General features: G+C 55.2%; 29 protein-coding genes, 1 tRNA gene, 1 pseudogene and 1 CRISPR repeat array. Of the genes and pseudogenes, 11 read left to right on the top strand and 20 right to left on the bottom strand.

Going from position 1 to position 25382, the window contains the following annotated elements:
* Positions 1-80: 80 nt before the first annotated feature.
* Positions 81-1519: direct repeats of the CRISPR family, unit length 30 nt; unit sequence GTTGCAATAAGACTCGAAGAGAATTGAAAG.
* 13 nt (positions 1520-1532) lie between these two features.
* From E3E28_RS02130 to E3E28_RS02110, 5 genes are read right to left on the bottom strand one after another with little or no spacing between them, the layout of a single operon-like run.
* Complete coding sequence (locus E3E28_RS02130) at positions 1533-2810, bottom strand: ABC transporter permease (RefSeq protein ID WP_167913857.1); 1278 nt, start codon at positions 2808-2810, stop codon at positions 1533-1535.
* Complete coding sequence (locus E3E28_RS02125) at positions 2807-3562, bottom strand: ABC transporter ATP-binding protein (protein ID WP_167913856.1); 756 nt, start codon at positions 3560-3562, stop codon at positions 2807-2809. The genes E3E28_RS02130 and E3E28_RS02125 overlap by 4 nt, the downstream gene beginning before the upstream one ends.
* Before the next feature lies 1 nt (position 3563).
* On the bottom strand, positions 3564-3761 hold the full coding sequence (locus E3E28_RS02120; RefSeq protein WP_167913855.1) for a helix-turn-helix transcriptional regulator: 198 nt from the start codon (positions 3759-3761) through the stop codon (positions 3564-3566).
* A 1-nt stretch (position 3762) separates the two neighbouring features.
* Entirely contained in the window at positions 3763-4062 is a 300-nt protein-coding gene (locus tag E3E28_RS02115) for a DUF2178 domain-containing protein (protein WP_167913854.1), read from the bottom strand.
* Complete coding sequence (locus E3E28_RS02110) at positions 4063-4443, bottom strand: DUF2178 domain-containing protein (protein WP_240921640.1); 381 nt, start codon at positions 4441-4443, stop codon at positions 4063-4065.
* 102 nt (positions 4444-4545) lie between these two features.
* Here E3E28_RS02110 and E3E28_RS02105 point away from each other — a divergent pair.
* A tRNA-Leu gene (locus E3E28_RS02105) sits at positions 4546-4633 on the top strand.
* 740 nt (positions 4634-5373) lie between these two features.
* On the opposite strand, the gene E3E28_RS02100 is transcribed toward E3E28_RS02105, so the two are convergent.
* Complete coding sequence (locus E3E28_RS02100) at positions 5374-5805, bottom strand: CoA-binding protein (RefSeq protein ID WP_167913852.1); 432 nt, start codon at positions 5803-5805, stop codon at positions 5374-5376.
* A 57-nt stretch (positions 5806-5862) separates the two neighbouring features.
* On the opposite strand from E3E28_RS02100, the gene E3E28_RS02095 reads away from it, so the two are divergent.
* Complete coding sequence (locus E3E28_RS02095; RefSeq protein WP_240921639.1) at positions 5863-6303, top strand: hypothetical protein; 441 nt, start codon at positions 5863-5865, stop codon at positions 6301-6303.
* Here the strand turns inward: E3E28_RS02095 and E3E28_RS02090 are convergent.
* Positions 6260-6676, bottom strand: coding sequence for an NfeD family protein (locus E3E28_RS02090; protein WP_240921637.1), 417 nt, complete (start codon positions 6674-6676; stop codon positions 6260-6262). The two genes, E3E28_RS02095 and E3E28_RS02090, sit on opposite strands and share 44 nt — an antisense overlap.
* A complete protein-coding gene (locus E3E28_RS02085) occupies positions 6655-7302 on the bottom strand; it encodes a M48 family metallopeptidase (protein ID WP_167913850.1) in 648 nt (215 codons plus the stop codon). The genes E3E28_RS02090 and E3E28_RS02085 overlap by 22 nt, the downstream gene beginning before the upstream one ends.
* A gap of 37 nt (positions 7303-7339) precedes the next feature.
* Between E3E28_RS02085 and E3E28_RS02080 the strand changes: the two are divergent.
* Positions 7340-8139 (top strand): annotated as a pseudogene (locus E3E28_RS02080) (radical SAM protein).
* Here E3E28_RS02080 and E3E28_RS02075 read toward each other — a convergent pair.
* Entirely contained in the window at positions 8140-8769 is a 630-nt protein-coding gene (locus E3E28_RS02075; protein WP_167915106.1) for a diacylglycerol/polyprenol kinase family protein, read from the bottom strand.
* Between the two features lie 90 nt (positions 8770-8859).
* Between E3E28_RS02075 and E3E28_RS02070 the strand changes: the two genes are divergently transcribed.
* Positions 8860-9570: a hypothetical protein gene (locus E3E28_RS02070; protein ID WP_167913849.1), complete on the top strand. Its 711-nt coding sequence runs from the start codon at positions 8860-8862 to the stop codon at positions 9568-9570.
* On the opposite strand, the gene E3E28_RS02065 is transcribed toward E3E28_RS02070, so the two are convergent.
* From E3E28_RS02065 to E3E28_RS02055, 3 genes are read right to left on the bottom strand one after another with little or no spacing between them, the layout of a single operon-like run.
* Positions 9533-10852 (bottom strand): glycerate kinase, encoded by a 1320-nt coding sequence (locus tag E3E28_RS02065; protein ID WP_167913848.1) that lies wholly within the window; start codon positions 10850-10852, stop codon positions 9533-9535. The two genes, E3E28_RS02070 and E3E28_RS02065, sit on opposite strands and share 38 nt — an antisense overlap.
* Before the next feature lie 29 nt (positions 10853-10881).
* Positions 10882-11550: a TIGR00703 family protein gene (locus E3E28_RS02060; protein WP_167915105.1), complete on the bottom strand. Its 669-nt coding sequence runs from the start codon at positions 11548-11550 to the stop codon at positions 10882-10884.
* 36 nt (positions 11551-11586) lie between these two features.
* Positions 11587-12012, bottom strand: a complete 426-nt coding sequence (locus E3E28_RS02055) for a DUF371 domain-containing protein (RefSeq protein ID WP_167913847.1) — start codon at positions 12010-12012, stop codon at positions 11587-11589.
* Between the two features lie 116 nt (positions 12013-12128).
* Here E3E28_RS02055 and E3E28_RS02050 point away from each other — a divergent pair, with 116 nt between their 5' ends.
* A complete protein-coding gene (locus E3E28_RS02050) occupies positions 12129-12332 on the top strand; it encodes a 30S ribosomal protein S17e (RefSeq protein WP_042691737.1) in 204 nt (67 codons plus the stop codon).
* Positions 12333-12359: 27 nt separating this feature from the next.
* On the opposite strand, the gene E3E28_RS02045 is transcribed toward E3E28_RS02050, so the two are convergent.
* Positions 12360-12953: an ArsR family transcriptional regulator gene (locus E3E28_RS02045; protein WP_167913846.1), complete on the bottom strand. Its 594-nt coding sequence runs from the start codon at positions 12951-12953 to the stop codon at positions 12360-12362.
* A gap of 112 nt (positions 12954-13065) precedes the next feature.
* Between E3E28_RS02045 and thrC the strand changes: the two genes are divergently transcribed.
* On the top strand, positions 13066-14247 hold the full coding sequence (thrC, locus tag E3E28_RS02040; protein ID WP_167913845.1) for a threonine synthase: 1182 nt from the start codon (positions 13066-13068) through the stop codon (positions 14245-14247).
* Here the strand turns inward: thrC and E3E28_RS02035 are convergent.
* Together E3E28_RS02035 and rbcL are read right to left on the bottom strand one after the other, a co-directional pair.
* Complete coding sequence (locus E3E28_RS02035; RefSeq protein ID WP_167729511.1) at positions 14227-14805, bottom strand: thymidine kinase; 579 nt, start codon at positions 14803-14805, stop codon at positions 14227-14229. The genes thrC and E3E28_RS02035 overlap by 21 nt on opposite strands.
* A 96-nt stretch (positions 14806-14901) precedes the next feature.
* Positions 14902-16236: a type III ribulose-bisphosphate carboxylase gene (gene rbcL / locus E3E28_RS02030; protein ID WP_167913844.1), complete on the bottom strand. Its 1335-nt coding sequence runs from the start codon at positions 16234-16236 to the stop codon at positions 14902-14904.
* Positions 16237-16588: 352 nt separating this feature from the next.
* Between rbcL and hpkB the strand changes: the two genes are divergently transcribed.
* Complete coding sequence (gene hpkB, locus E3E28_RS02025) at positions 16589-16792, top strand: archaeal histone HpkB (RefSeq protein ID WP_011251239.1); 204 nt, start codon at positions 16589-16591, stop codon at positions 16790-16792.
* 26 nt (positions 16793-16818) lie between these two features.
* Here the strand turns inward: hpkB and E3E28_RS02020 are convergent, their stop codons facing one another.
* Genes E3E28_RS02020 through E3E28_RS02010 form a run of 3 tightly spaced genes read right to left on the bottom strand, consistent with a single transcriptional unit; the run spans position 16819 to position 18550 of the window.
* On the bottom strand, positions 16819-17307 hold the full coding sequence (locus tag E3E28_RS02020; protein WP_167915104.1) for a metallophosphoesterase: 489 nt from the start codon (positions 17305-17307) through the stop codon (positions 16819-16821).
* A gap of 2 nt (positions 17308-17309) precedes the next feature.
* Positions 17310-18221, bottom strand: coding sequence for a transcription initiation factor IIB (locus tag E3E28_RS02015; protein WP_042693272.1), 912 nt, complete (start codon positions 18219-18221; stop codon positions 17310-17312).
* Between the two features lie 5 nt (positions 18222-18226).
* Positions 18227-18550 carry a Gar1/Naf1 family protein gene (locus E3E28_RS02010; RefSeq protein ID WP_167913843.1) on the bottom strand — a complete coding sequence of 108 codons (324 nt, stop codon included), beginning with the start codon at positions 18548-18550 and terminating at the stop codon, positions 18227-18229.
* 109 nt (positions 18551-18659) lie between these two features.
* On the opposite strand from E3E28_RS02010, the gene E3E28_RS02005 reads away from it, so the two are divergent.
* The 3 genes from E3E28_RS02005 to E3E28_RS01995 all read left to right on the top strand — a co-directional run bounded on the left by E3E28_RS02005 (position 18660) and on the right by E3E28_RS01995 (position 20452).
* Complete coding sequence (locus E3E28_RS02005) at positions 18660-19499, top strand: carbohydrate kinase (protein WP_342764464.1); 840 nt, start codon at positions 18660-18662, stop codon at positions 19497-19499.
* A 78-nt stretch (positions 19500-19577) separates the two neighbouring features.
* Positions 19578-20090 carry an NUDIX hydrolase gene (locus E3E28_RS02000; protein WP_167913842.1) on the top strand — a complete coding sequence of 171 codons (513 nt, stop codon included), beginning with the start codon at positions 19578-19580 and terminating at the stop codon, positions 20088-20090.
* A gap of 5 nt (positions 20091-20095) precedes the next feature.
* On the top strand, positions 20096-20452 hold the full coding sequence (locus E3E28_RS01995) for an Mth938-like domain-containing protein (protein ID WP_167913841.1): 357 nt from the start codon (positions 20096-20098) through the stop codon (positions 20450-20452).
* On the opposite strand, the gene E3E28_RS01990 is transcribed toward E3E28_RS01995, so the two are convergent.
* Both E3E28_RS01990 and E3E28_RS01985 read right to left on the bottom strand, forming a co-directional pair.
* Positions 20442-21893: a hypothetical protein gene (locus tag E3E28_RS01990; RefSeq protein ID WP_167913840.1), complete on the bottom strand. Its 1452-nt coding sequence runs from the start codon at positions 21891-21893 to the stop codon at positions 20442-20444. The two genes, E3E28_RS01995 and E3E28_RS01990, sit on opposite strands and share 11 nt — an antisense overlap.
* Entirely contained in the window at positions 21893-22654 is a 762-nt protein-coding gene (locus tag E3E28_RS01985; RefSeq protein WP_167913839.1) for an ABC transporter ATP-binding protein, read from the bottom strand. The genes E3E28_RS01990 and E3E28_RS01985 overlap by 1 nt, the downstream gene beginning before the upstream one ends.
* A gap of 155 nt (positions 22655-22809) precedes the next feature.
* On the opposite strand from E3E28_RS01985, the gene E3E28_RS01980 reads away from it, so the two are divergent.
* The gene (locus tag E3E28_RS01980; protein ID WP_167913838.1) at positions 22810-25353 is read left to right on the top strand and encodes a hypothetical protein; all 2544 of its coding nucleotides are present in this window, start codon (positions 22810-22812) and stop codon (positions 25351-25353) included.
* The last annotated feature ends 29 nt before the right edge of the window (positions 25354-25382 follow it).

Below are 25382 nucleotides of genomic sequence, written 5' to 3'. Positions count from 1 at the left end.
TAAAGCCCGATTTCCAGAAAGGCTTAAATATTGGGAGGTTATTCCTCCTTTGTTGGGTGAAAGAGCGGGTTTTGCGCCCTGTTGCAATAAGACTCGAAGAGAATTGAAAGTCTTTGGCCTCCACAAAGACCAGCTTAATGAAATCGCGTTGCAATAAGACTCGAAGAGAATTGAAAGATGCTTTCACGACTTCTCTAATACGCTTGACAGAATATCGTTGCAATAAGACTCGAAGAGAATTGAAAGGCATAAACCACCAAAGAAGCGAGGAAAGAGGCCCCAGTTGCAATAAGACTCGAAGAGAATTGAAAGGGGCGAGGAAAAAGCCCCAGTGGAGCCACTTCCGAACGTTGCAATAAGACTCGAAGAGAATTGAAAGGCATTAGGAGGCCAATAATAGCCACCCAGTCCCCAGGTTGCAATAAGACTCGAAGAGAATTGAAAGACCTTAAGAAGTATTTTGAGGAGGAGAATCAGGTTCGTTGCAATAAGACTCGAAGAGAATTGAAAGTGAACGCCTTTTCAGCCCACCAATCATAAGAGTTGTCGTTGCAATAAGACTCGAAGAGAATTGAAAGAGATAAATCTCCTTCCCCATCGTTAAACCCTCCTCCAGTTGCAATAAGACTCGAAGAGAATTGAAAGAATCCCGGCTTTAAGGACGGTGTTAACGCTGTCGAACGTTGCAATAAGACTCGAAGAGAATTGAAAGGGCGTTCATGGAAGTCTTAAAAGCCCTGGTAGAGTTGTTGCAATAAGACTCGAAGAGAATTGAAAGGGTCCTCCGCTGAGGCTCCAGAAATCAGGGCGAACCCGTTGCAATAAGACTCGAAGAGAATTGAAAGATGAGCAGGCCAACCTCACCCACGCCCCAGGCCGAAGTTGCAATAAGACTCGAAGAGAATTGAAAGTTATCGTCTATTACTCCTATTCTGTCAGCATTTGCCCCAGTTGCAATAAGACTCGAAGAGAATTGAAAGTTCGGCTGCCTTCCGCAAAATTTCACCTAGGCCCATGCGTTGCAATAAGACTCGAAGAGAATTGAAAGGAGTTTGTTTGCCCACCGACGACTACATGATTATTCAAAGTTGCAATAAGACTCGAAGAGAATTGAAAGAGCAATCTGAAGAGCAATGCGCTCAAACGGAATAACCGTTGCAATAAGACTCGAAGAGAATTGAAAGTTAATTCGGCCCTGGAGAGAACCCTCCAGAGCTCCGTGTTGCAATAAGACTCGAAGAGAATTGAAAGTCTAACTATAAAAGTAGAAGAAACAAGGTGAGCCTCGTTGCAATAAGACTCGAAGAGAATTGAAAGGTTATGAAGCACAAAGTAAAGACCCACCAGGAAGGCGGTTGCAATAAGACTCGAAGAGAATTGAAAGGAGGTCTTTTCGCTATCGCGGAGGCGTCAGCTCTTGGAGTTGCAATAAGACTCGAAGAGAATTGAAACTACTTCCTCGCAAGGCAGTCTTCCTTCGTGAGAACCTGTTGCAATAAGACTCAAAGAGAATTAGAAAAGAAAACCCCCGCTCACTCTCTCCCCTTCCGTCTCCCCCATCCGAGCCTTGCGGTCAGGATTTTCTCGCTGGCGAAGACCCTCGCTGTTACGTAGAGCGTTGCACCGGCGACGATGGCGAGGTAAGCTATGCTCGCGCCGAGGGCCGTGTAGTCCTTCGCTATCACGTAGCGGTAGTCCACGACAGGGTGAGTGAAGGGGCTGGCGAGGAGCAGGTACTTCCAGAGAGCCGGGAGCTGGCTGATGTCAACGAACATCAGGACGAACGACGGGAAGGCGAGGGGCAGTATGACCGAGCTGACCACCGTGTTGGCGCTCTGAACGTCCTCGGCGAAAACCGCGAGGAGCATCGCAAGGCTCAGCGAAAAGGCTATCGTCAGGAAGACGACGATGCCGAAGAGTGCCATGCCTGTTGGTGTTATCGAGAGGCCGAGTTCACTCAGCGAAACGCCCGTCTGGGTTCCGAAACCCGCCATGTACTGCTTGAGGCCAATCATATAAGCTAATGCCGCTATGACGCCCATAACTGCCGTTCCAGTTATCTTCGATGCCACAATCGTCGTCCTTCTCACAGGGAGCGTCAGGAGCGTCTCGAGGGTTTTGTTCTCCTTTTCGCTCGCCACAGCCCCCGCCGACATCTGGGACGTTATCATGACCATTAGAAAGACTATGAGGGGCAGTCCGTAGGATTGGGAAGCCAGGACCTGCGAGACAACCGTTGGGGGAACGTCAACGATTCTGCCGAGCAGGTACGACTTGCTCTCCGCCCTTATCGGATGCAGAACCGCGTCCGGGTTCTTCGCGCCGAGTTCCTGAACCTTGAGCTTCGCTATCTCCTCCGAGAGAACGTTTATCACGGCGTTAATCCTGCCCTCGCTCACGCTCTCCCTCATTCCCGAGCCAATCTCCTTGAAGACCCCGTATATCTGGACCGTCGCCACTTCATCGGACTCAATGCTCTCGCTGAAGTTATGAGGAATCACGACCAGAACGTTTTGGTTCTCCTGGAGTGCCTTTCTCAGGGCGTCGTCAACCGAACCGGCGCTTATGACGGTTACAGTGACGTTTGGAGTAACGTTTAGGGCCTTTATTAGCAACTCGCCGTACTTTCCATCGTCGAAGTTGACTATCGCCACGTGCGTCGTCTTTGTTGCGCTTTCAAAACCGAACTGCATCATCTTTCCAAGGGCGGGGTAGACGATAAGGGGTACGATTATGAGGCCGAAAATCAGCTTTCTGTCCCGCATCAGGTTCTTTATCTCCTTCTTGGCCATGACAATGAAATCGCTCATGAGCCCTCACCCCCGACCGGCTCCGGAATGCTCACGCCGATGGCCCTCATGAAGACCTCCTCAAGGTTCTCGGCTTTGTATTTCTCTTTCAGCTCCTCCGGCGTACCAATCTCGACGATTCTTCCGCCGGCAATCATGGCAACGCGGTCGCAGAGGAACTCGACTTCGAGCATGTTGTGGCTCGAAATAAGGAACGTCGTTCCTTCACTCCTCGCGAAGCGCCTTATTGTCTTCCTAATCTCGTAGGCGTTCACTATGTCGAGCCCGCTCGCCGGCTCGTCGAGGATGGCCAGCTTTGGCCTTACCATGAGGGCCCTCGCTATCAACAGCTTGCGCGTCATTCCCTTGGAGTAAGTTGAAACCTTGTCGTCGAGCCTCTCCTCGAGGCCGGAGAGCTCAACACCCAGCGTAAGCATCTCCCGGGCTTTCCGCTCGTCTTTGGCGTAAAGCCTTGCCATGAACTCCAGGTACTCCCTCCCGGTGAGGTTCTTGTACGCTCCGGCCTCCTCCGGCAGGTAGCTGATTAGTGCCCTGACCCTGTCGGCTTCCTTGACGACGTCATAGCCCGCTATTTTCGCCGTTCCTCCCGTTGGCTTCAGGAGCGTTGCGAGGATTTTGAGGGTCGTGCTCTTTCCCGCTCCGTTCGGCCCGATGAGGCCGAATATCTCGCCCTCCCGGATGGAGAAGCTTACACCCTTCAGGGCCTTGACCTTTCCGTAATCCTTCTCAAGGTTCTCAACATCAACGAGCATTTTAATCACCCTCGTAGATGAAGATGTCCTCGATTTTAACGCCGAAGAACCGCGCTATTTTGAAGGCCAGCCTTAGAGAGGGGTCGTATCTCCCCTTCTCAATCGCTATAATCGTCTGCCTCGTAACGCCCAAGGCCTTTGCGAGCTCCTCCTGGGTTAATCCCATCGCCTCCCTCAGCTCGCGCAGGCGGTTCTTCATCTTAAAGCCTCCTCGCGTAGTAAGCCTTGAATGCCCAGTTCCCGAGCAATATCGTGGCGAATATCATGGTCGCGAGGTTGATGCAGGTCTGGCTTTTCATCACGAGCCACGCGTAGTAGAGCGCTATAACATCCACAAGAAAAACCAGCTCCAAGGTTCTCACTGCTGAGAGCTTGGCTATCTCCTTCGCTCTCTCGTCCGGAGGGATGCCGATGTCCTTAAGCATCGTTCTCGTCATGAAGTAGCCCATCAGCATACCGCCGATAATTCCGATTATGGCCACGACAGTGAGCTCGTTCACTCACATCACCCGCGAGTAGTAGTGCCTGAGCGCTAGGTGTAACAGGGAGATTCCAGCCAGAACTGCGCTTAGACTTTCGAAGGCTCCCTTTATTTCGGGGTTTGAAGTGCCCTGGGACAGGATTAGTACTGAGACTCCGAGTGCTATCACCGTGACTTGGAGGGTCCTGCGGGATGCGACCTCGTTTATCCTGATAGTTCTCTCGTCCTGAAGAATGACTCCACGTTCTCTGAGCCAGGAGGAGTACCAGTTGGCAAAGATTAGTGCGAATGCAAAAATTACAAGGCCAATTTCGCTCCTTCCGGAGTGTGTGGAGTAGAATATACCCATTCCAGTCAGGACTCCCACGATGAGAACTGGAACGTTGCGAAGTTCTCCCATGTTGTCCACCATGTAAAGTTTCCTTTACGTAAAGCTTCCTTTACATCCTTATAAGACTTTTCCCTCAAAGCTTTTAAAGGTGGAGTGAAAACTCCCTTCCGCGCGGGGGTAGCCGAGCCTGGCCAAAGGCGCGGGATTTAGGGTCCCGTCCCGCAGGGGTTCCCGGGTTCAAATCCCGGCCCCCGCACCAGAAACTTTTGCCAAGCAAAAGTTTCATCAAAGTTTGTGATTCCCTTTTGAGGAACAGTTTTTAAGTGGATTTCTTTTTGAGTTGCTCTTTTTGGAGAGTGAATTCATTTAAAAGCACCTTTTAAAGGGGTTTAAGCCTTTTTGCGCTCCTTTGGAGCGCGGTTTTAGTAGAACCAGCGTGAAGGGGGTGTATTTTGAAAAATTCAACCTTTAAGAGCCGGTTTAGAGTTTAAAATCCCTTGATGAAGAGGCATTAAATAGGAATCACAAGCTTTTGGTGAAGCTTTTTCCAAAAGCTTCAGCGCTGGCGGAAGGTTAAGTGCATTTTTTAAAATGCAAGTTTTAGGGGGGTTTCTACTAGATTTGTTCCATCTTTGAGTGTTTCACTTGGAGAAAGGCGCCCGAAGGGCGCCGATATGAAGTTGAAACAATCTCTCGAGGAGTTTTGTTGTAGTGTTAAACCCCTGATGGTTGCTCTTTTGTTAGTGCACGACTGTTTTTTGCCCTTTGGGGAGAAAGGGCGCTCTTTTCGCCAGCCTTTCTTAACGGCTGTGGGCAAAGTTTCATCAAAGTTGGCATGCCTTTTGAATAGTTTGTTCTTAGGGGGTTTACTTCCAAACCTGCCAGTTTTGAATGTGTTTTCCTCCTGTTAGCGCCCGAAGGGCGCTGGTTTGTAGTGAAGCACGCTCAAATTACCAAAAGTTGCCCGTCAACCTTCCTTAAAGACTGAAAGAACGCTTCTCAGTCCCCAATGAGCCTCGCGTGCTCCTGCTTTATGCATCGGTGGGCGACGGCGATAAGGCCCGCTTCCCTTGCTCTTCTGAAGGCTTCTCTGTCGTAGGTTCCGAACTGGAACCAGACAACCTTTGCGCCCTTCTTTATCGCCTGCTCGACGTAGTCCCTTGCAAACTCCGGGCGAACGAAGAGGTCAACTATCTCAACCTCGTCGGGAATGTCGAGGACGCTTGGGTAGCACTTCCGCCCGAGAACCTCTGAGTAGCGGGGATTGACCGGATAGACCTCGTACCCCTTCTCGAGGAGGTAGCGCATGACCTCGTTTGAATCCCTTTCTGGCTTCGGGGAGGCTCCAACGAGGGCTATCTTCCGGTATTTCGTCAGAATCTCCCTCACGTCATCGTCGGTCAGCCTGTCAACGGGCATTATCCTAACCATCGTATCACCACCATAGGTTTGGGAAGGGGTTTAAAGCCCTAACGAGAACCCACCACGATGGCCATGCTCTACGAGGAAACGCTTTACTCCAAGTGGATAATAGCTCTCCTCGTTCCACCGCTGGTAGCTATGAGCATTGGCCTTTACATGAGCCTCTCAACGGGTCAGGCGGTAACGGTTATGGTCGTCGCGATGGGCGTTACCGTTGCCGTCGTCCTTGAATCCATGGCGATTAGAATACGAGTTTACGAGGATAGGATTCTTATAACCGGCTATATGGGTTTCATGATTCGGAAGGGGGTTAAGCTCGACGAAATCGAGTGGTTCGCGGTCAGGGAAGGCTGGACGAGCTGTCCGGCGAAGATTCACTTCACCCTGCCTGCGAGGGCCTGCGTCTACCTCAAGAGGCGGAAGGGCTGGGACGTCTCGTTCTCGACCAACCGCCCGGAGGAAATCACCGAGGTTCTCCGCTCGCTGGGGGTTCAACGAGGAGCTTAGTCCCATCAACCCCCACGACCCTCACTTTCTCGCCCCTCCTCGCCGTCCCGTGAAGGCATTTCGCGCGCCAGAGCTCACCGTCGAGCTTCACGAGGCCCTCGGGCGAGAGGTCCTCAACGACTACGGCAGTTCTGCCGACGAGCGATTCTGGCCCCGTCTGGGGCCGTTTTTCGAGTCCTCCACCGAGCACGTACGGAGCTATCAGAACGTCCTTGACGAGGAGGATTCCCAGAATCAGCCCCGTGACGAGGGCCGGCACCTCTATTCCAAGGGCTGGAAGAACGGCGAGCAGAACTATGGCAACGATTATCTCGTCCGCCATCAGCGCGATGAATTTAAGGATTCTTCCAATCACTCCCTTCCCTCCAGCCATCTCCATCCCTCGTTGACTTCAATTATCCCCCACCAGCGCTTCAGTTTCCGTCTCGCCGGTCTGTAGTCCGGATAAAATCTCTCCACGAACCTCCAGAAAGCTTTGGAGTGGTCGAGGTAGCGCAGGTGGGCGAGCTCGTGGATTACGACGTATTCAATCAGCCTCTCGGGTAAAGCCACGAGGCGGAGGTTGAAGCTCAGGTTTCCCCTGTTCGAACAGCTCGCCCACTTCGTTTTCTGATTCCTGATGTAGATTTTGCCGGGGGAAACTCCCATGAGGACGGAGTAGAGGGCGACGAGCGCCGTTATCCTGTCCCGCAGTAGTGCCTTCAGGACCTTCCGCGCCCGCTCGCGCTCGACAGGGAGGATTAGCCTATCGTCCCTGCGCTCAACTCCCCGAACGTTCCCCAGCTCGAGCCGGTAGAACTCGCCGAAGAACGGGAAGCCCCTCGCGGATTCCCTCCGGACTTCTTCAAGCTCCCTCAGCCGATTGCTCAGCCACCTCTCGTGTTTTTTGATAAACGTCTCCACGTCAAAGCCCTTCGGCGCCGTCACGACGATTCTCCCGTCGGGCTTGATTTCGAGCCTCGCATAGCGGACGGGCCTGTGGCGAACCTCGACTTCCATGCGACCACCTTTTAAGAATTAGTTCCTACCCGTGCTTATGAAGGTTGAGGTAATAAAGAGGAAGGCCAACTCCCTCTACACGCGCTCGCGGATTCCCGGCGTTTCCTGGAGCGTCAACCAGTACGTCGGCTGTTCCTTCGCCTGCCCCTACTGCTATGCCAAGGGCGTCGTTCGGGAGTTCAGAGAGAGGGAATGGGGGAGCTGGGTGATAGCCAAAATCAACGCGCCTGAACTCGCGAGGAAGCGCGTGAAGGGAAATGTTGTGATGTCCACGGTGAGCGACCCATATCAGCCGGTTGAAGCCGGGCTGAAGCTCACCCGCTCGACGCTCCGCTTCATGGACAAGAGGAACGAGCTCTCGATACTCACCAAATCGCCCCTTGTGACGAGGGATATCGACCTCTTCAAGCTCTTCCGCTCGATTGAGGCGGGTTTGACGCTCAACTCCTTCGAGGGTCATGAAAAGACCTTACTCGAACCGCTGACACCAACCATGAAGGCCCGCTTCAACGCCCTCCAGAGGCTCCACGAGGAGGGAATACGGACATACGCCTTCGTCAGCCCGATAATACCGGGCGTCACTGACGTTTCGAGGATTGTTGAGGAAACGAAAGGTTTTGTCGATTACTGCTTCTTCGAGATGCTAAACCTCCGAAAGGCCGGAAACGAATTTCGGGAAACGCTCCACTCCGAGTTTCCAGAGAGCTACAGCGTTCTAACCAGTGAGGAGCTCTTCAAGGCTTTTCTTTCGGAGCTCCGCGACGAGGTTCGCTCGCTGGGGGTAAAAACAGGGGCATAGAGACGCACTTCGGGGACTGGGGGTTTGTGCGGGTTTAATCACCAGGTCGGTGACAGCAGAGGTCCTCCGTAGGCGAGCCACAGGAGGAGAGCTGTCGCGAAGGGAACCGTGAACTCGTCGTAGGCCGAGCGAAGTGGAAGGCTTTCAAGCAAAGTGGCGACGAGGGCGATGCCGGCGATGAGGCTCCAGTTCGGGTCGAGCGAGAGAACCCTGTGGGCGCCCCAGAGGGCCAGAACTGAAACGGCAAACATAGTTGCGCTTCCGATTAAGGTCTTCCTCCGGTTCCATGGAATCCTCGGTCCACCGAGGGCCTGTCCGGCTATGGCGTTGAAGCAGTCACCGAAGGTCGAGACCCAGAGCGCTCCCAGGGCAGAAACCTTGGGAAAGACCGTGCAGATAATCCCCATCGTCACCCAGAAGAGGAAGCTCCCGAGAAAGTTGTCGCGCTCGTCTTCCCGCGCCATCGTTTTGTAGCTTAAATCTGCCACTGGAACGGTGAACTTCCAGCCCCTAAGGAGTTTGAGGTGCTGGAGCGTGTAGAGGAAAGCCAGCGACCAGACGACGAGTAAAGTGACCCATCTCGGGGTGAAGAGTATTATCGGCGCCCCGAGGATTCCCGGTGAAACGTGCCAGAGCTTTCGTATCAGCTCCCTTCTGCTCAAGCCCATTGATTGCACCCAATCTAATTGGAAACACCGGTATTTATCGGTTTTTCCTGCCAGGCGTTAACTATAAAAAGGAATAATCAAACGACACACATGAGAGTAACATTTGAGCGCGTAGTGGTCGTTGAGGGAAGCCCCGAAAAGCTCGAAAAGTTCCTTGGGGAGAACACATTCGTTTACTGGGTTAAAGGTACTAACCGGGAAATATGGAGCCTTGCGCCGGACTTTATCCTGGAGCGCTATGAGAGACATTTTTATCTTGTGGATTTCGATGGGGAGAGCTTCCTTCTCGCCTCCACAGTCCCCCTGAAGCTTCCCGTTCTCGGCAACCTCGTCGCCCGGTTTGAAGGAAAGAGAAAGGCCGTGGCGAGAAGGGTCAGGCTTCACCTCCTCGACCCGTTGAGGAAGTTCCTTTCACTTCAGCGGAGCAGTGACATAAACCTTGCGCGGGTGCTTTACCTGGTCTTTTTGTACCTCATTCTCTTGTGGTTTCTTCCCTACCTTTTGCTGGCGGTTGTTCCGATAACCCTGCTGGAGTTCGTGCCCGGTGACGAGCGGATTGTCCTGAGGGAAGGTTCCGAGGTAAGGGTTCTCTCAAGGGGACGGCGCGCATTCCTAATGAGAGAGATTCTCGTAGGGATGTGGTTCCTCGTGGTCGGTGTTGGGCTGATCCTCTACAGAGCATACAAGGGTCAGGAAAACCCAGGAAAGGCAGTGTTTATGAGCGTTCTGCTCATAGGGGCCCTTATGGAGGAATACCTCCGTCTCAAAGGGCGTCGCCACGGTCTCCAACAACCGCTATGACCATCGAGTTCACGTTCGTTCCGGTTGGGCCGGTCTTGAGAAGCGCGCCGACCCTTTCGAGGGCGTGATAACTGTCATGGTCACTGAGGGCTTCCTCCACATCTATTCCAGCCTCTTTAAGCCTCTTCAACGTCTCCCCGTCCACGATTCCTCCCGCTACATCTGTCGGCCCGTCGGTTCCGTCGGTGTCGAAGGCAACAACGGTAACGTTGAGACCCGCTATCTTTCGGGCGATGCTCAGCGCGAACTCCTGATTGGGCCCGCCGAGGCCCTCCGCGTCCCCGACGGTCACCGTCCATTCACCCCCGAAGACGAGGACGGCGGGCTTTTTGAGCGGTCTGTCGCGCTTCGCCACCTCCTCTATTATCGAGCCGACCGCCAAAGCGACCTCCTTAGCTTCGCCTTCGAGCGTCGTCGTCATCACCGCCGAATTGAAGTCGAGCTCTCCAGCTTTCCTCGCCACGGCCTCGCACGCCTTTGAGTTGCCGGCTATTATGAAGTTGTGGACGTTGTCGAGTTCCTTCGGCGTCTCCTCGATTTCCCCGCGCATGCCCCGCTCAATGACTCTTCTCACGCTCTCCGGGACTCTGTCCCAGATTCCGCGCCTCACGGGGACTTCGTAGGCGTCGCGGTAAGTTGTCGGGTCAGGGGATGTTATCCCCGACGCTATCGAGCTGAGGTCGTCGCCAACGACGTCCGAGACGATTAAGCTTATTACAGTACCTCTCACAGCCTTTGCCAGCCTTCCGCCCTTGACTTTAGATAGGTGCTTTCTGACGGTGTTGATTTCCCTTATCGTTGCCCCGCTCCTGAGGAGGAGCTCGTTCGTCCTGATGAGGTCTTCGAGGCTTATTCCTTCTGCCGGATAAACGAAGAGCGCGCTTCCGCCTCCTGAGATGAGGGTCAGAAGGATATCGTCTCTGCCGACCTTTTTCGCGAGCTCAAGGCCCAGCTTTCCGGCCAACAGAGAGTTCTCATCCGGAATCGGGTGGCCCGCTTCGATTACCTTCGCTTCAATTCCATCGCAGTCCATAGCATAGCCGTGCTTCGTAACTATCAGCGCGTCTCCAACCAGCTCACCCGGAATGGTCTCAAAGACCGCCCTCGCCATTCTGCAGGAGGCCTTTCCGATGGCCAAAATGTGGATTCGGCCCTTAACATTGAATTCCCGGTCAAGAACTTTGAGCGTTCTTCCATCAAAATTGAGGCTCCGCTTTACCGAGAAGTGAGGGTCGGCCGAGCGTATGGCAGTTCGAACGAGTTCAAGGACAACCTCCATCATGGAATAAAATTGAAGGGAAGCCTTAAAAATCAGTCGAGCATCGCGAGGACCTTGTCGACTTCGTTCGAGACCTCGACGTCGAAGAGGTGTATCGTCGGCAGGAGCCACCAGAGGCGGTAGTTGTGGGTCTTGTCCTCCTCGCCGTAGTACTGGAAGACGAACCTTCCGAAGCCGGTCAGGTCGCGGTGGACGTCTCTGACCTCCCTCAGAACCCTCCTCACCTTCGGCGGGTACTCCTCGAAGGGCAGTGGAAGGCTCTTCACGAAGACGTTGTCCTTGAAGAAGTCCGTGGTTAAACCAACGCTTCCGACGTGCTTCTCGAGCTGGTTGAACTTCTTGGCCGTCCAGAAGCGGTGCAGGATTAGCCTCGGGTCCTCCTTGGCGAGCGGGTAGTTGGCCTCCTCCGTATCGAGCCAGAACTCAAGGTAGGGCTGACCGCGCTCTATGACGATTCTCGCCAAAAGCCTTGCGTTCTTCGGTATCTCCCTCTGAGTTTCGCTGATGTGGTACTCCCTGCCGTCCTGCGTGTAGGTCTCGCCCTCCTCGTGGGTTCCAGTCCTTGAGACGAAGTAGGCCTCCTTTCCGTCTATCGTTCCGAGGTGCAGGTCGTAGCCCCACGCCTTCAGGTCCTTGAACTTGAACCTCCTCTCGGCCGGAACGACTCCGGTGTTCTCGACTATGTAGTAGCCCTCGAGCATTTTCTTCACCTCAAGTAAATAAAAGAGTCGGGACTTTTAAGCTTTTTCCTCGATTATGAGCTCGACCGTGACAATGGTTTCAGGGTTCCTGAGGAGTTCAACCAGCTCCCGCTTTATGTCCCTCGCGGACTTATCTGCCCTTATCGCGAGGGTTCTTCCATCTATGTATTCGCTCTTCCTTATCACCATCGAAACCGGGCTTTCGAGCTTCAGCTCCGGACTTCCGTATGCGGTGAGCTCATCGGAAAGGTTTCCGGCGCGTATGACCACGCGGAGCCTCGCGCCCCTCTTGAGGGCATTCTTGAGCTCCTCGCTGAGGTCTCTGAGAGCCTTATCGGCGGAAACGCAGATTATGCAGTCACCTCTCGGCGTTAGAAAGTCCTCGGTCGTTATCTCGAGCGTCGAGCGGTGCGTTGCTTTTACGTTCTCGTGTCCCCTGCAGTGGATTACTTCCCTCAGCATGGGTTGAGCTTTTCACGGCACTATAAAACCCTTGGGTTTCTGGCGGTGTGGGAAAACTTTTAAAAGATGCCCTTGATTTGAGATACGGCCACAGGGTCAGGTTAGAGGTGATGGAAATGGGGAACATAAAGCAGACCTTCATCAAGAGGACCGCTCGCGAGCTCTTTGACAGGTATCCGGACAAGTTCACCAGGGACTTCGAGCACAACAAGAAGATGGTTCAGGAGCTCACCAACGTCACGAGCAAGACCATCAGAAACAGGATTGCCGGTTACATAACCAGGCTCGTCAGGATGAAGGAAGAGGGCAAGATACTTTAACGGCCCTCTTTATTCTCTATCCGCTTCCTAAAAGTCGTTCAGGTCTTCCACTATCTTCCTCGGAAGCCTCGGACCGAACTCGCGCATGAGCCTCTCGAATTCCCTCTCGTTCTCCTGGGCTATCCTCCTGAGGAGGCTCTCGATGTAGGTCTCTATGAGCAGTCTGACCTCTTCGAGCTCCTGCTTGGTTCTCATAACCTCGTCAACGCGCCTCTCTATCTCGCCGAGGAACTGGAGGAGCTCGTTTATCTTCGTCTCAACGGGCTCGGTTGACTTTATGAGCTGTCTCGCCTGGGCGTATTCAGCGGTTTGCCTCGGCTTCTTCGGCTCGTACATCTCGGTGCCGAACGTGTAGGGGGTAAGCAGAACCTCAAGCCTGAAACCGCGCTTTATGGTGTAGTACTTCCTCGGCCTTCCGCGGGGTATCTTTTCCGTTCGGCCCTCTATGAGTCCGGCCTTTTCGAGGATTCTCAGGTGCTCAAGGACCGCCTTCTGCCCGACGCCGAGTTCCTGACTCAGCTCGCTGACGAAGTACGGTCTCTTGGTGAGAAGGATGAGAATCCTTCGTCTGGTTTCATTTCCGAGTATGTCAAGCAGTTTTCCCATCTCGCCCGATTCCATGCTCTCACCCCCTTTCCCTAACCTAAAGTTAGAAAATAGCCTTTAAACCTTTTTCGGTTTAAAAGCTGAATTTAAAAACCCACCTTATCCTATGTAAACCAGGGTGGTTGAGATGTTCGAGGCGAAACTCGTCTGCACCCACTGCGGTGCCGAATACTCGCTCGCGTCCGGAATATACAAATGCCCCAAGTGTGGCGCCCCGCTCGATGTTACCTACCACTACGACGACATAGCGAACCTAATCGAAGACGACGACCCCTGGTTCCGGGAGAGCCCGCACGTATGGAAGTACTGGATGTTCCTTCCGGTTTCGAACCTCAAGAGAATCGTCACGCTCAACGAGGGCGGGACGAGGCTTTACAGGCTCAAACGCCTTGAGGAGAAGCTCGGCTTTGGAAAGCTCTACGTCAAGTACGAGGGCGAGAACCCGACGGGAGCCTTCAAGGACAGGGGTTCGAGCGTCGAGATAACCAAGGCCCTGGAATTCCACGCGAGGAAGGTTATAGTCGCCTCGACCGGCAACATGGCGGCGAGCGTTTCCGCCTACGGCGCCAAAGCCGGACTCGAGGTTACCATCGTCGTCCCCGAGGGAACTCCTGAGGAGAAGCTCACTCAGGCGAGAATGTACGGGGCGAAGGTAGAGGTCTTCGGGAAGACCTACGATGAAGCTTTGGCGGAGGCCGAGCGGAAGGCTATGGAGGAGGACTATTACCTCACGGGCAACTACCACTACCGCGTTGAGGGGCAGAAGACGACGGGCTTCGAAATCCTCGACCAGCTTCGCTACAACGTTCCGGACTGGATTATCGTTCCGATAGGGGCCGGAACCCACTTGAGGGCAATCTGGAAGGGCGTTAAGGAGTTCTACAAAGTCGGCCTCGTTGAGGACCTGCCGAGGATTGCCGGGGCCCAGATAGAGGGCTACGACGCGATAGTGAGGGCCTGGAAGACGGGCAAGCCGATTGAGAAGGTCCAGAAGAAGGTTCCGACGATAGCGAGTGCCATAGCGGTTAAGAAGCCGGTCGACGGCGAGAACGTTATAAAAGCGGTGAAGGAGAGCAACGGCCACCTCGACACGGTCACAAACAGGGAGACGGCGGAGGCGGGAATGCTCCTTGGAAGGGAGGGAATCTTCGTAGAGCCGTCCTCGGCAACGGCCCTCGCACTCGCCAAGAAGATGCGTGAGGAAGGGGTAATAGACAGAGATGAGACCGTTGTGGTCGTTGCGACCGGTCACGGCCTCAAGGACGTGAAGACGTGGGAGAAAGTTCTCTCAGGGGACTTCGTGATGTAACCTGCACCTCGCCTCGTAGCTTTCCTTTCCTCCCACCATTATTACCGGCGAGTCCCTCGGGGCCGGCTTTCCGTCTATCAGCCTCTGACTTCTCGTTGCAGGTCTTCCGCAGACCGTGCAAACGGCGGTAAGGTAAACTATGTTGTCGGCCCTGACGAGGAGCTCCTTCATGACGGGAAACGGTTCGGCCTTGAAGTCGAGGTTCAGACCGCTCGCTATGACGTAAACGCCATCATCGGCGAGTTCGTTGAGAGCATCGACTATACCCATCGGGAAGAACTGAACCTCATCAATCCCAATTACATCAAAACCCTCCTTTCTCGTCAGCTCAACTATTCTCTCAACCCCTTCCTCGCTCGTGGGGACGACGTAGGCCCTGTACCTGAGACCGTTGTGGGCAACCACGTCGCTCCTCGAATAGCGGTCGTCTATGCTCGGTTTGAAGAGGGCGACCTTTCGCTTGGCGTAGGCCTGCCTCTCGATTCTCTTTATCAGCTCGCTCGTCTTTCCGGCGAACATCGGGCCGGTTATGACCTCAAGGAATCCCTCCGGATGCATGGAACCACCGGGGCAACTACGGAAGGATGCATTAAATCACCTTTGGAGAAAAGTTTGAACGGAAGACGAAAAGAAAAGCGGAGGCCGGACAAGTCATCAGACCGGCGTGACGTGGCCCCACTTCTCGAGGGCGCGGGCGAGCTCTTTGTGGGTCTTGGCGTACTCGTCGAGCGGGATTCCCTGCATTATGGCGTCGATGGCCTGCCTTACCGCCCTCGCTCCCGCTCCCGGTCCGTCCGGGTGGCCGAGGGTTCCGCCACCGAGCTGTAGGACTATGTCCTTTCCGAGGGCCTCTATGACCGGCTCGATGTTGCCCGGGTGGAGACCGCCTGAACTGGTCGGGAAGGCCGGCTTCATGCCGTAGAACTTCTGCTCGAGGTGGAAGACGTCGTTCTCGTCCGGGGTGTAGGTTTCCTCCCTGAGAATCCTCGCGTTCTGCACTACTTCCCACTTTCCGCCCTCGAGCTTACCTGCTCCGGCGGTTCCAACGTGGAGCTGGTCAATTCCTATGAGCCTGTAGAGCTTCGCCAGGACAAACATCGAGATGCCGTGGTACTTGTTCCTTGTGAAGGCCGCGTGCATCGCCCTGTGGCCGTGAATGGCGAGACCGTAGTCGGCCGCCAAGTCGCGAATGTACTCGAGCGCTCCCCAGCCTGTTATGACGACGTCGACCATCGCGTGCTTGAGCCCGAGGTCGGCCAGGATTTCAAGCCTTCTCTCCATCTCGCGGACATCGGCTGTGATATTGGCGAACCATGTCTTCTTCTCGCCGGTCTCGTTCTCGACTTTGTCGATAACCCTCGCTACTATCTCCGCCCTCTCGTCGAAGCGGTTGTACCAGGGGCTCGTGAGGTTCTCGTCGTCCTTCATGTAGTCGGCGCCGTTGGAAAGGAGCTCGTAGGCGAGCTTTTCGAACTCCTCGGGTGAATAGCCGACCTTGGGCTTGGGGACGACGCCGTAGAGCGGTCTGTCGTATATTTCGAGCATCTTCCTGACGCCCTCGATACCGAAGGCCGGGCCGTTGAAGTTCCTGAGGACTATCTCTGGGATGTAGAGGTCCTCAAGGCGGAGGCCCTTAACGCGCTTCATTCCGAAGACGTTGCCCGCTATGCTCGCGAGAAGACCCGGTAAATTCCACTCCTCAAAGGCGTGGAACGGGTAGGCAATCCTAACAATCCAGCTTCCGTCGCCCATGTCGATGAAGTCGTAGGCCTTAGCTGAAAGGTCGGCCCAGCGCTCCTGCTCGTACCAGGGGTAAAGGGTCGTCCAGGTTCCGGTCGAGCTCTCAGCGGCCACAGCTCCCGCGGCCTGCTCAATGGTGTACCCCTCCGCAGGGGTAACGCGGAAAACCGCTATTATGTCCCTCTTCTTGTTCGGCTCGTAGCCCTTGTCCACGTAGTAGTCGTATATCTTGTCGAATTTCTCCACCATCTCTAACACCTCCTTAGTAAACACTCTATTGCATCCCTGACTATAAAAACCCTACTGGCAAATTTTGAGGAGCAATGCACTTGTTTTTACATAAGTGAAGCTTTTTTTGAAGGATTTTCGACCGACCTCCGGCTTCACGGGGCAATCTCCTTTCTTCTCCCAATCTTCCCTGGTGGGTTGTCATTCTCGTGTAAAATAGTGATGGGCCCGACGGAGTGGGAATTCTCGACGATTAACTGAAATCCCGCCGATAGGCCCACCCAGAGGGCTCCGTTTCCGAAAGGTTTATATAGGCCTTCGCTCCTAAAATAAAACGCAGAAACCTGCAAAAAGAAAGTAGGAGGTGTTGTGAATGGCCGAGCTTCCAATTGCCCCGGTTGACAGGCTTATAAGGAAGGCCGGCGCCGCCCGCGTCAGCGAGGAGGCCGCCAAGGTCCTCGCCGAGCACCTTGAGGAGAAGGCCCTTGAGATTGCCAAGAAGGCCGTCGCCCTCGCCCAGCACGCCGGCAGGAAGACCGTCAAGGCCGAGGACATCAAGCTTGCCATCAAGAGCTGATGTCCTTTTCCCGTTCTCTTTTCCGTTTACCAGAGCTTGACCCTTCTAACGGTCGGCTCTTTTCCGGGCTTTAGAACCGCGAAACCTGCCTCGTCCCACCTCGGGAACGTCGGCGAACCCGGATTCAGGAGGTAAACCCTTCTTCCGTAGACGCTGAAAGAATCGAAGTAGAAGCGGTGGGTGTGGCCGAAGACGAGCAGGTCAACCTCCATGTCGAGGGCTTTAAGGCCCAAAAACTGCGCGTTGAGGCTTAGAAGCTGATGCCCGTGAATCACGCCGATTCTCATTCCTTCGACTTCAACGGTTTCCTCCTCCGGAAGGCTGAGGTGGTCAACGTTTCCCCGGACCGCTATCACGGGCGCTATCTCATCAAGGGTCTCAAGGACCTCCGGTGACGTCACATCGCCGGCGTGGATAATGAGCTCTGGGCTGACCTCTTTAAGCTTCTCCAAAAGGGGAATGGGAAGGGCCTTTGCCTTGTCCCCCACGTGGGTGTCGCTTAAAACCGCTATCATCGTCACATCGGCACGTTTATACCGAGCTTCTCTACGAGCTCCTTGTACCTGTTCCTGACGGTCACCTCGGTGACGTGCGCGACCTCAGCCACTTCCCGCTGGGTCTTCTTCTCGCCCTCAAGAAGCGAGGCAACGTAGAGCGCCGCCGCCGCGAGTCCGGTCGGACCTTTTCCGCTGGTTATACCGCGCTTTATGGCCTCGCGGAGGATTTCCTTCGCCCTTTCCTTGGTCCTCGAGCTGACACCGAGGGCGTCCCCAAAGCGGTCAACGTACTCTATCGGGCTCGTAGGGCGGAGGTTCAGGTTGAGACCCCTTGCAAGGAAGCGGTAGCTCCTCCCGATTTCCTTCTTCGTAACCTTTGAAACCGCCGCAATCTCGTCAAGGGTCCTTGGAATGCCTTCCATTCTGCAGGCCGCGTAGAGAGCTGCGGAAACCATGCCCTCTATCGAGCGACCGCGGATGAGCTTCTTCATGACCGCCTTTCTGTATAGGGACGCCGCTACTTCCTTGACGCGCCTCGGGAGGCGCATCTGTGCCGCCATCCTGTCGAGCTCGCTCAGCGCGAAGGCGAGGTTTCTTTCCGCGGCGTCGTTTATGCGCATCCTTCTCTGCCACATGCGGAGCCTTCTCATCTTGCTCCTGTACATTCCCGTTATCTGGTTGCCGTGTATGTCCTTGTCGCGCCAGTCTATATCGGTCGAGAGGCCCTTGTCGTGTATCATCAGCGTCATCGGCGCGCCGGTCCTTGCGCGCTTGGCCCTCTGATCCGGGTCGAAGGCCCTCCACTCCGGCCCCTCATCGACGACGTTCTCCTCGATGACGTAGCCACAGACCTTGCAGACTATCTCACCCCTCCTGGGGTCGTATATAAACTCGGTTGACCCGCACACGGGACAAACCCTTTTCGGAGTAATCGCTCTCACCCCCTTCTCCTGGGGGCGGGGCGAGAACGCTTGGGCCTCTTAGAACCCTTAGAGCCTCTGACTTTAGCCTTTTTACCCGGCTTTTTATCCTTCCTCCTCTTGTCCACGTACAGAAGAGCACCGACGTACCTCTCGGGGTCCTTAACACGGGGTTTAACGGCAACATAGGGGTAATTAACGGGACCAAAAACATCCTTAACAATGCCTACCGGCTTCAAATCCTTGTCAACGACGGGCTCGTTGAGCGATGGAACCCAGTTCGTTCTGACTATGAGGAAGCCCTGCTTCGCGTAGTGAGAAACCTTCCCTAAGCGCTTCATAGCCCCACCCCAAAACGACATCTCCTTTTAAACTTTTCGCTTTTCCCCCTTAAAAGCCTTTCGGTAATTTGGGAAAGGTTTTTAATATGCACTCACAAACAGTATAAGATTGGGACTGGTAAAAATGAAGTGCCTCGTCGTCGGCCACGTCGTCAGGGATGTAATAAGGCGCGGTTCGAAAATCGAGGAGAGACTCGGTGGCGGTGCCTACTACTCCGCCCTGGCACTTTCGCGCTTCTGCGACGTTGAGATTCTCACGAGCTTTTCCCAGCTTCCGGAGGAATGGATTGACGAGCTCCGCTCCCTGGGCAAACTGAGCGTTCTACCCTCCGATGAAACAACGTCCTACGAGCTGAAATACCTGGACTCCAACAGGAGGGAGCTGAGGCTGATTTCACGCGCCTCCCCCATTAAAGAGCTCCCGGCCCGGAAGTACGATGCCATACTCCTCAACCCCGTTGCCAACGAGATTCCAGAGGGCATCGTGAGGGAAGCTCTAAACCAGGCAGGGCTCGTCTCGGCCGACCTTCAGGGTTTCATACGCTCCCCTGAGAAGGGCCCGGTAAGGCTCATCGAGCGCGACGGGTCGTTCCTTCGCGGGGTTGATGTTCTGCACGCCGACGTCGCGGAGTTTCCCCACGTGAACCTTGACCCCGGCTCAGTTGGTGTTCTCCTCCTCTCGGACGGTCCGAACCCGGGAACGGCTTACCTCCACGGGAGGCCCTACCGCTTCATTCCGCTGAAGGTTGACATCGGCGAATCAACGGGTGCGGGAGACGTCTTTCTCGGAGCTTTCACCGGTTTCTACCTGACATGCCCCTTCCTTCAATCCCTGAAGCGGGCCGTCGCCTTCACGGCGCTGTTTCTCCGGTATCGCTCGGTGGATTTCAGCATCAACGATGTGAGCGAGCTCGCAAGGGGTGTAACCGTTGAGGCTTTAAGCGATTGAACCCAACTTTAAGCGACCGATGATGAAACGTCAGCACGCTGAAAGCTGATGAGAAGGGACTTCCCTGAGGTGAAAAAGATGGACCGTTACGTTCTGCTCGTTAAAGCCCCAAAGGAGGCCGATGTAAGCGAATTCCGGGAGGAGGTTAAGGCTCTCGCAGAAAAATACGGCCTCACGGCTGAGCTCCACAGGTGCATAGGCTTAACTGTCGATGGTGTCATACTCTATCGGGGCGGTGTCGTTCTCATAAAGCGGAAGCATGAGCCATTCAAGGGCTCTTATGCTCTCCCCGGTGGTTTCGTTGAGTACGGCGAGACCGTTGAGGAAGCCCTGAAGAGGGAGATGAAGGAAGAGACAGGCTTGGACGTTAGAATACTCAGACTGGTGGGTGTTTACTCCGACCCGGGCAGAGACCCGAGGGGACACACCGTTTCGGTCGCCTTTCTCTGCATTGGGGAAGGCGAGCTGAAGGCCGGTGACGATGCGAAGGAAGTCCACGTCATCCCGATTGATAAGGTTGAGAAGCTTCCGCTGGCCTTTGACCACGCGAAGATTTTGAGGGACGCACTGCACCCAAAGGACTGCTGGTGAGTGCCATGAAGCTCGAATATCCCTCCTTCGGGAGGATAGTGGTTGACGGAAAAACATATGAGCACGACATCGTGGTTTATCCGAGCGGAAGGGTTGAGAAGAGGAAGAAGTGGCTGAGCAAGGCGAAGCACGGAACGAGCCACAGACTCGACCCCGACGAGCTCAGGGAGTACCTGACTGAGGACTTCGAGGTTCTAATCGTCGGCACCGGCTACTACGGCTACCTCTCGCTACTCCCCGAGAGCAGAGAGCTTCTCAAGGACAGGGAAGTCTATGAGCTCCCCACCGGGGAAGCGGTGGAGCTATTCAACGAGCTTCACGAAAAGAAAAGAGTTCTTGGAATCTTCCACGTCACCTGCTGAGGTGCCAGAGCAACAGCGCATCGACGAGGAGCACGAAGGGGAGCGAGAGGAACCACTCAACGTACCACAGCCCAGCTGTAGCTCCAATTATCAGCCCGTTCGCGAGCAGAGCCAGGAGCATCTTTTTCCATGTCGTCTGGGGTAGCGCCACTTCCTTGATTCCCCAGTAAAAGATTGTCAGCGTTGTTCCAGCTGTCGCTACTGGCAGGAGGAGCGCGAGGGGGAAGACCTTCAGGGAGCCCAGGTTCCTGAGCGAGAGACCCAGAACCGCCAGCAGGCCTGCCGTTACCGGAACTGCGGTCATCGTTATGAGTTTGCCCCGCAGGAACGTCCGGAGGCTCAGCGGGAGCGAGTGAAGGACTTCAAAGGCCCTACCGTCTATTTTCAAAACGGCGTCTATTGCTATCGCTGAAGTCCAACCAATCGCCAAAACGAAGCCGAGGGCCGAGTCCTCGCTTCCAGACTTCAACGCACCGGCGAGAGATGGGATTATGACCACAACAGGCATCAGCAGGCCCGTTAGAAGGGACGTGTTCCTCGTTGCTACCTTGAAGTCCTTGAGCGCGAGCGCTAAGGCCGGGCTGTGGAGCGAGAGCCTCGCCCTTCCACCCCTCCTCTCGGTTGCCGTTCCCTCGCTTACCCTCCTCCAGAGCCTTCTAACCGTTGAAACGTAGACCGCTCCAATCACAAGGCCGTAAACGGCCAGGAGGCCCAGCGAGAGGAGGGGCTTCTCGACGGTCGCTACCGAGAAGGGATACGCCATGGAATACTTCTCGAAAACGCCCTTGAGCGCTTCGTAGTGGCTTGCAACGTAGCGCTGGAGGTAGTTCAGGCCGTAGAAGAGGGACATCACGAGGAGTATTCCAAAGGCCTTGAAGGCTGTTTTGAGGCCGGAGAACTTCCCGCCAGAGGCCTTTCCAAAGCGGTCGTAGATGAGCAGACCGAGGGTGTGGCCTATAAAGGCTCCCATAAGAGCCCACGCGAGGCCAAGGATTCCAGCAACGGGCCCGAGCTTGAGGGATAGGGCCACTGCCGGGGGGAGGAGGAAGAGAACCGACGGGAGCTGTGTAATCAAAAGCATTACGCTGAGGTACTCCCCGCCGACGCGAACCGGGAGCGAGAGTAAGGGTTCAAAGAGGCCGAGCGAGACGGCATACTGCGCCGTAACGGCCGTTCCGTAGAGGGCCATTATCAGCGGGAGCATGCAGTAGCTCGCGTAGATTACCGCCGAGCCGTCTGTTTTCGCGTAGTAGACACCCGGTACGAGGGTGAAGCTCAGGAAAAAGAAGAGGGCTGACTGGCTCAGCAGGGTTCTCTTGAGGCTCCCGCTCCGCTTGAAGGCCTTGATGAACTTCTTCCAGTCCGTCGAGAGCTGGGGATTGGCCTTCAGCCGTTTATAGGTCATCTCGCGGTAGAGGACGTTTACTATCTCCCACTCCATCAGAAGGCCTCCCTTAGGGCCCTGACGAGAGAGCTTACCTCCTCCTGACTCTCGGTCAGCTTGAGGAAGACGTCCTCAAGGCTCTCCTCGTGGGCGAAGCTCTTGAGTTCCTCGGGAGTTCCCTCTGCTATCAGCTCGCCGTTGTAGATTATGCCTATCCTGTCGCACAACGCCTCGGCAACCGCGAGAATGTGTGTCGAGAAGACTATGCTCTTTCCCTCTTCCTTGAAGCCGTTGAGGAGCTCCTTCATTATGCGCGCGCTCTTGGGGTCGAGACCGTTGATGGCCTCGTCGAGGATTAGAGCCTTTGGGTCGTGGAGCAAACCGGCTATTATCGAAACCTTCTGCTGGGTCCCGAAGCTGAGCGTTCCTATCAGCTCGCCGAGGTATTCCTCGATTCCGAAGGCCTTGACAAGCCTTTCAACGCGCTCCTCAAGCTCCCCCTTTGGAATTCCCCTAATGCTCCCCACGAAGGAGAAGAACTCCATCGGGGTCAGGCTCTCGTAGAGAACCGGCGTCTCTGGTATGTAGCCGGTTATTTTCTTCGCCTCAATCGGGTTCTCGGCGACGTTTATTCCCTCGACCAGGACTTTCCCTTCGCTCGGGGGAATAATCCCCGCCAGAATCCTCATCGTGGTGCTCTTACCGCTCCCGTTTGGGCCCAAGAGGCCGTAGATTTCGCCGTCGCGGACGGTGAAGGAGATTCCCTTGAGCGCAACCTTCCCGCCGAAGCGCTTGACGAGGTTCTCAACCTCTATCACACCACCACCCGGGGTAAGTTCTCGGCTTGATTAATAACCCTTTCCGTGTGAATACGGATTCAAGGAAACCCCTAAATAGAATGAGCGCATACTGTCTATAATCCAGACCGGTGTGGCTTTCTTTTCTTGCCGAGGTTTGGACTGGGGGTGTATCTATGGGAAAATTCTCACGGGTTTTGCTCCCTCTTCTCCTGGTCGGGTTAGTGCTGGCTGGCGGTTGTCTCGGGGGGAACGGCATCGGTGTTCCGACCGGAACTGGAGAAGACGATACCGGAAGCTCACCTCCTGAAGATGCCGGAGCGCACTCTGACACCGGTTCTTCGACTGACACTACACCGGAAACCCAGACTTCAACCATAACCGAAACGCCGACTGAAACGCAAACCGACACCGGAACCCAAACCGAGACACCAACACAAACCGAGACGCCCACATCGAACGTGAGCCTTCAGTACGACGAGGACGGGGAGGTTCTCTGTGATGAAAGCTCGGACCCTGATTCCGGCTGTGAGGCCGGGGAGACCAACGGGAACGGAACCGGGCCGGGCTTCTCGATAGGACTTCTTAACGTCACGCTCGAGCCTGTGATAATTCCCGTTTACAGGCTCACCGCCAACCTAACCTACGCCGGGCCAATCTGGAGCGACGCCTTCGAGCCGAACGGGAAGGGTATAGAGCGGGTCTCGCTCCTGACGTCCTCGACCGACCCCGGAAGGAGCGTTAAATTCACGATAACCTTCGAGAACGAGAGCCTGGCCAACGCCTACGTTCACATCCCGGTTTTCATAGACCTCTCGGGCAGGAAGTACACCTACCCGCCAACGGTTCTCCGCTTTGATGAAGGCGACGAGTTCGGGAGAATCTGGGAGCTCCACCTTTACTCCACGGGCTTCACCCTCTACGAGCTGACAGGAGAGGGGCCGGTTGAAGTGGGGGCCGGAAACGTCCAGCTCGACGGAAGGCGCGTTAGCTTCACCGTTGAGAACTTCTCGGAAATTTTCCCCGAGGGGGTTTACCTCAGAATCTACGGGAGCACGATGGCCGACAAGAGCCCGAGCTTCGTCTATCCCTACACCGGGAGCTTCGTAATCGAGGCAGGGAAGGGCTGGATTGACTACTACTCGCCGGCCAGCTTCTTTACTGGGGAAGGCAAGCTCTACATGGAGGCGAGGGGCTACGACCTGATGATAAGGCTCTACCTTGATGACCGGAAGTATCGCGACATGATGCCGATGAAGGTCTTCTTCGACAGCACCGACAACGGTAAAGCTGACTGGATTGCCTACGTAGACGAGGACTCCTTTAAGTTGAGGGACGCGCACGGGAGCGTCTACCGCGAGGGGGAGGTTAAAACTTACATCGAAAACGACCGGCACGTCGTCGAGTTCACCATCGAGAACTTCTTCTCCCTCGTCCCCTGGCGCTACTTCCGCCTCTGGTTCTCGGGTCAGGTCTATGCTCCCTCGATGAAGCCCCGCTTCCCGTCCCATAGCAACCTGTGGGTGAACGCCACCAACGGGCTCAGCATAGAGAAAGACGTCGACCGCTACCTCGTCATCGTCGTCGAGGACGTCTACATAAAGGGCAACAAGGACAGCGCGGAGGGTGAAATACAGCTCGTCTCGTGGGCCTTCCCTGTTTACTGGGAGCACGAGAACGACCTGAACTGGAAGTACGGGCCGATTTACGCCGTCGGTTATCCAGCAAAGCGCTGGGTCGAGGCGGGCGACCACAGCCGGCTTTTATACCACGATGATAGGGCGATAAGCGTGGATTACCCTTTCATCAACGGCTACCCGATTTTCGCGATGCCCCTTGACGAGGTTAGGGAATACCGGAAAATCTACGTCCACACGGCTGGCTGGGACATCGACAGCCCCGGAAAGTATGTAACGCTCGGGGCTGGCTTCCTCGTTGATACGGCCCTGGGCCTCGCCACCGGCGAAATCGGAACCGCGATGAAGTACGGCTACAACGGGGTCATGTTCATCAACCAGCTCGTCACCGGAGAAAGCGCGAGCGAGTTCTACGGCTCAAGGATTCTGGCCGTTTTCGGGACCGAACCTGATATGGTCGGCTACTCCGGCTACGCGATAGACGCGAGGGCCGATTACAGCGACGGAGTTCTCATTGAGGTCTGGTCAACGGACGGCAACATGAGGGTTACCTACCTCGTCCAAACCGTTGAAGTCCCGAGGACGCTCCGCTACAACACCCTTCAGGCCTACCTCGACACCGTTCAGTTCACGAAGGACACGGAGCTCGGCGACGACGAGTACTACCTCTACGCGAGCGGGTTCATCTCCTTCAAGCCAGAGGATGTGGACGTTCCCGATATAACTGCCGAGAGGACTACGGGAATGGCGCCGGTTCAGCCCGTCAACCGCTATCCGAAGTCGGGCGTGCTCTCGGGCAACAGGTTCACAGTAAGGCCGGAGATGCTTATTATCGGCCACACGAGGGCGGACGTGCCTTTCCTCTACCTCGAATACGACGGCTGGGAAGAGGATGCAGGAAACTGGGGCAACGACGACGACCCGATGGGGCAGGTTTCCATAACACTCCTCTTCGACGATGACTACTTCGACTGGGAGCCGGATTCGGCGATTCCGACCAGGGAGTGGAGCCTCGAGTTCCCGAGCTGTGGCGTTTCGGGCGGTTGCTCAAAGGCGTGGTTCTGGGTCAGGGTGAAGCCCTGAAGTCCTTATTCCCAATTTTTGGTATTTCA

The organism is Thermococcus sp. 21S9, from assembly GCF_012027635.1.
GTDB lineage: Archaea > Methanobacteriota_B > Thermococci > Thermococcales > Thermococcaceae > Thermococcus.
This window is presented reverse-complemented; position numbering and strand designations above follow the sequence as displayed.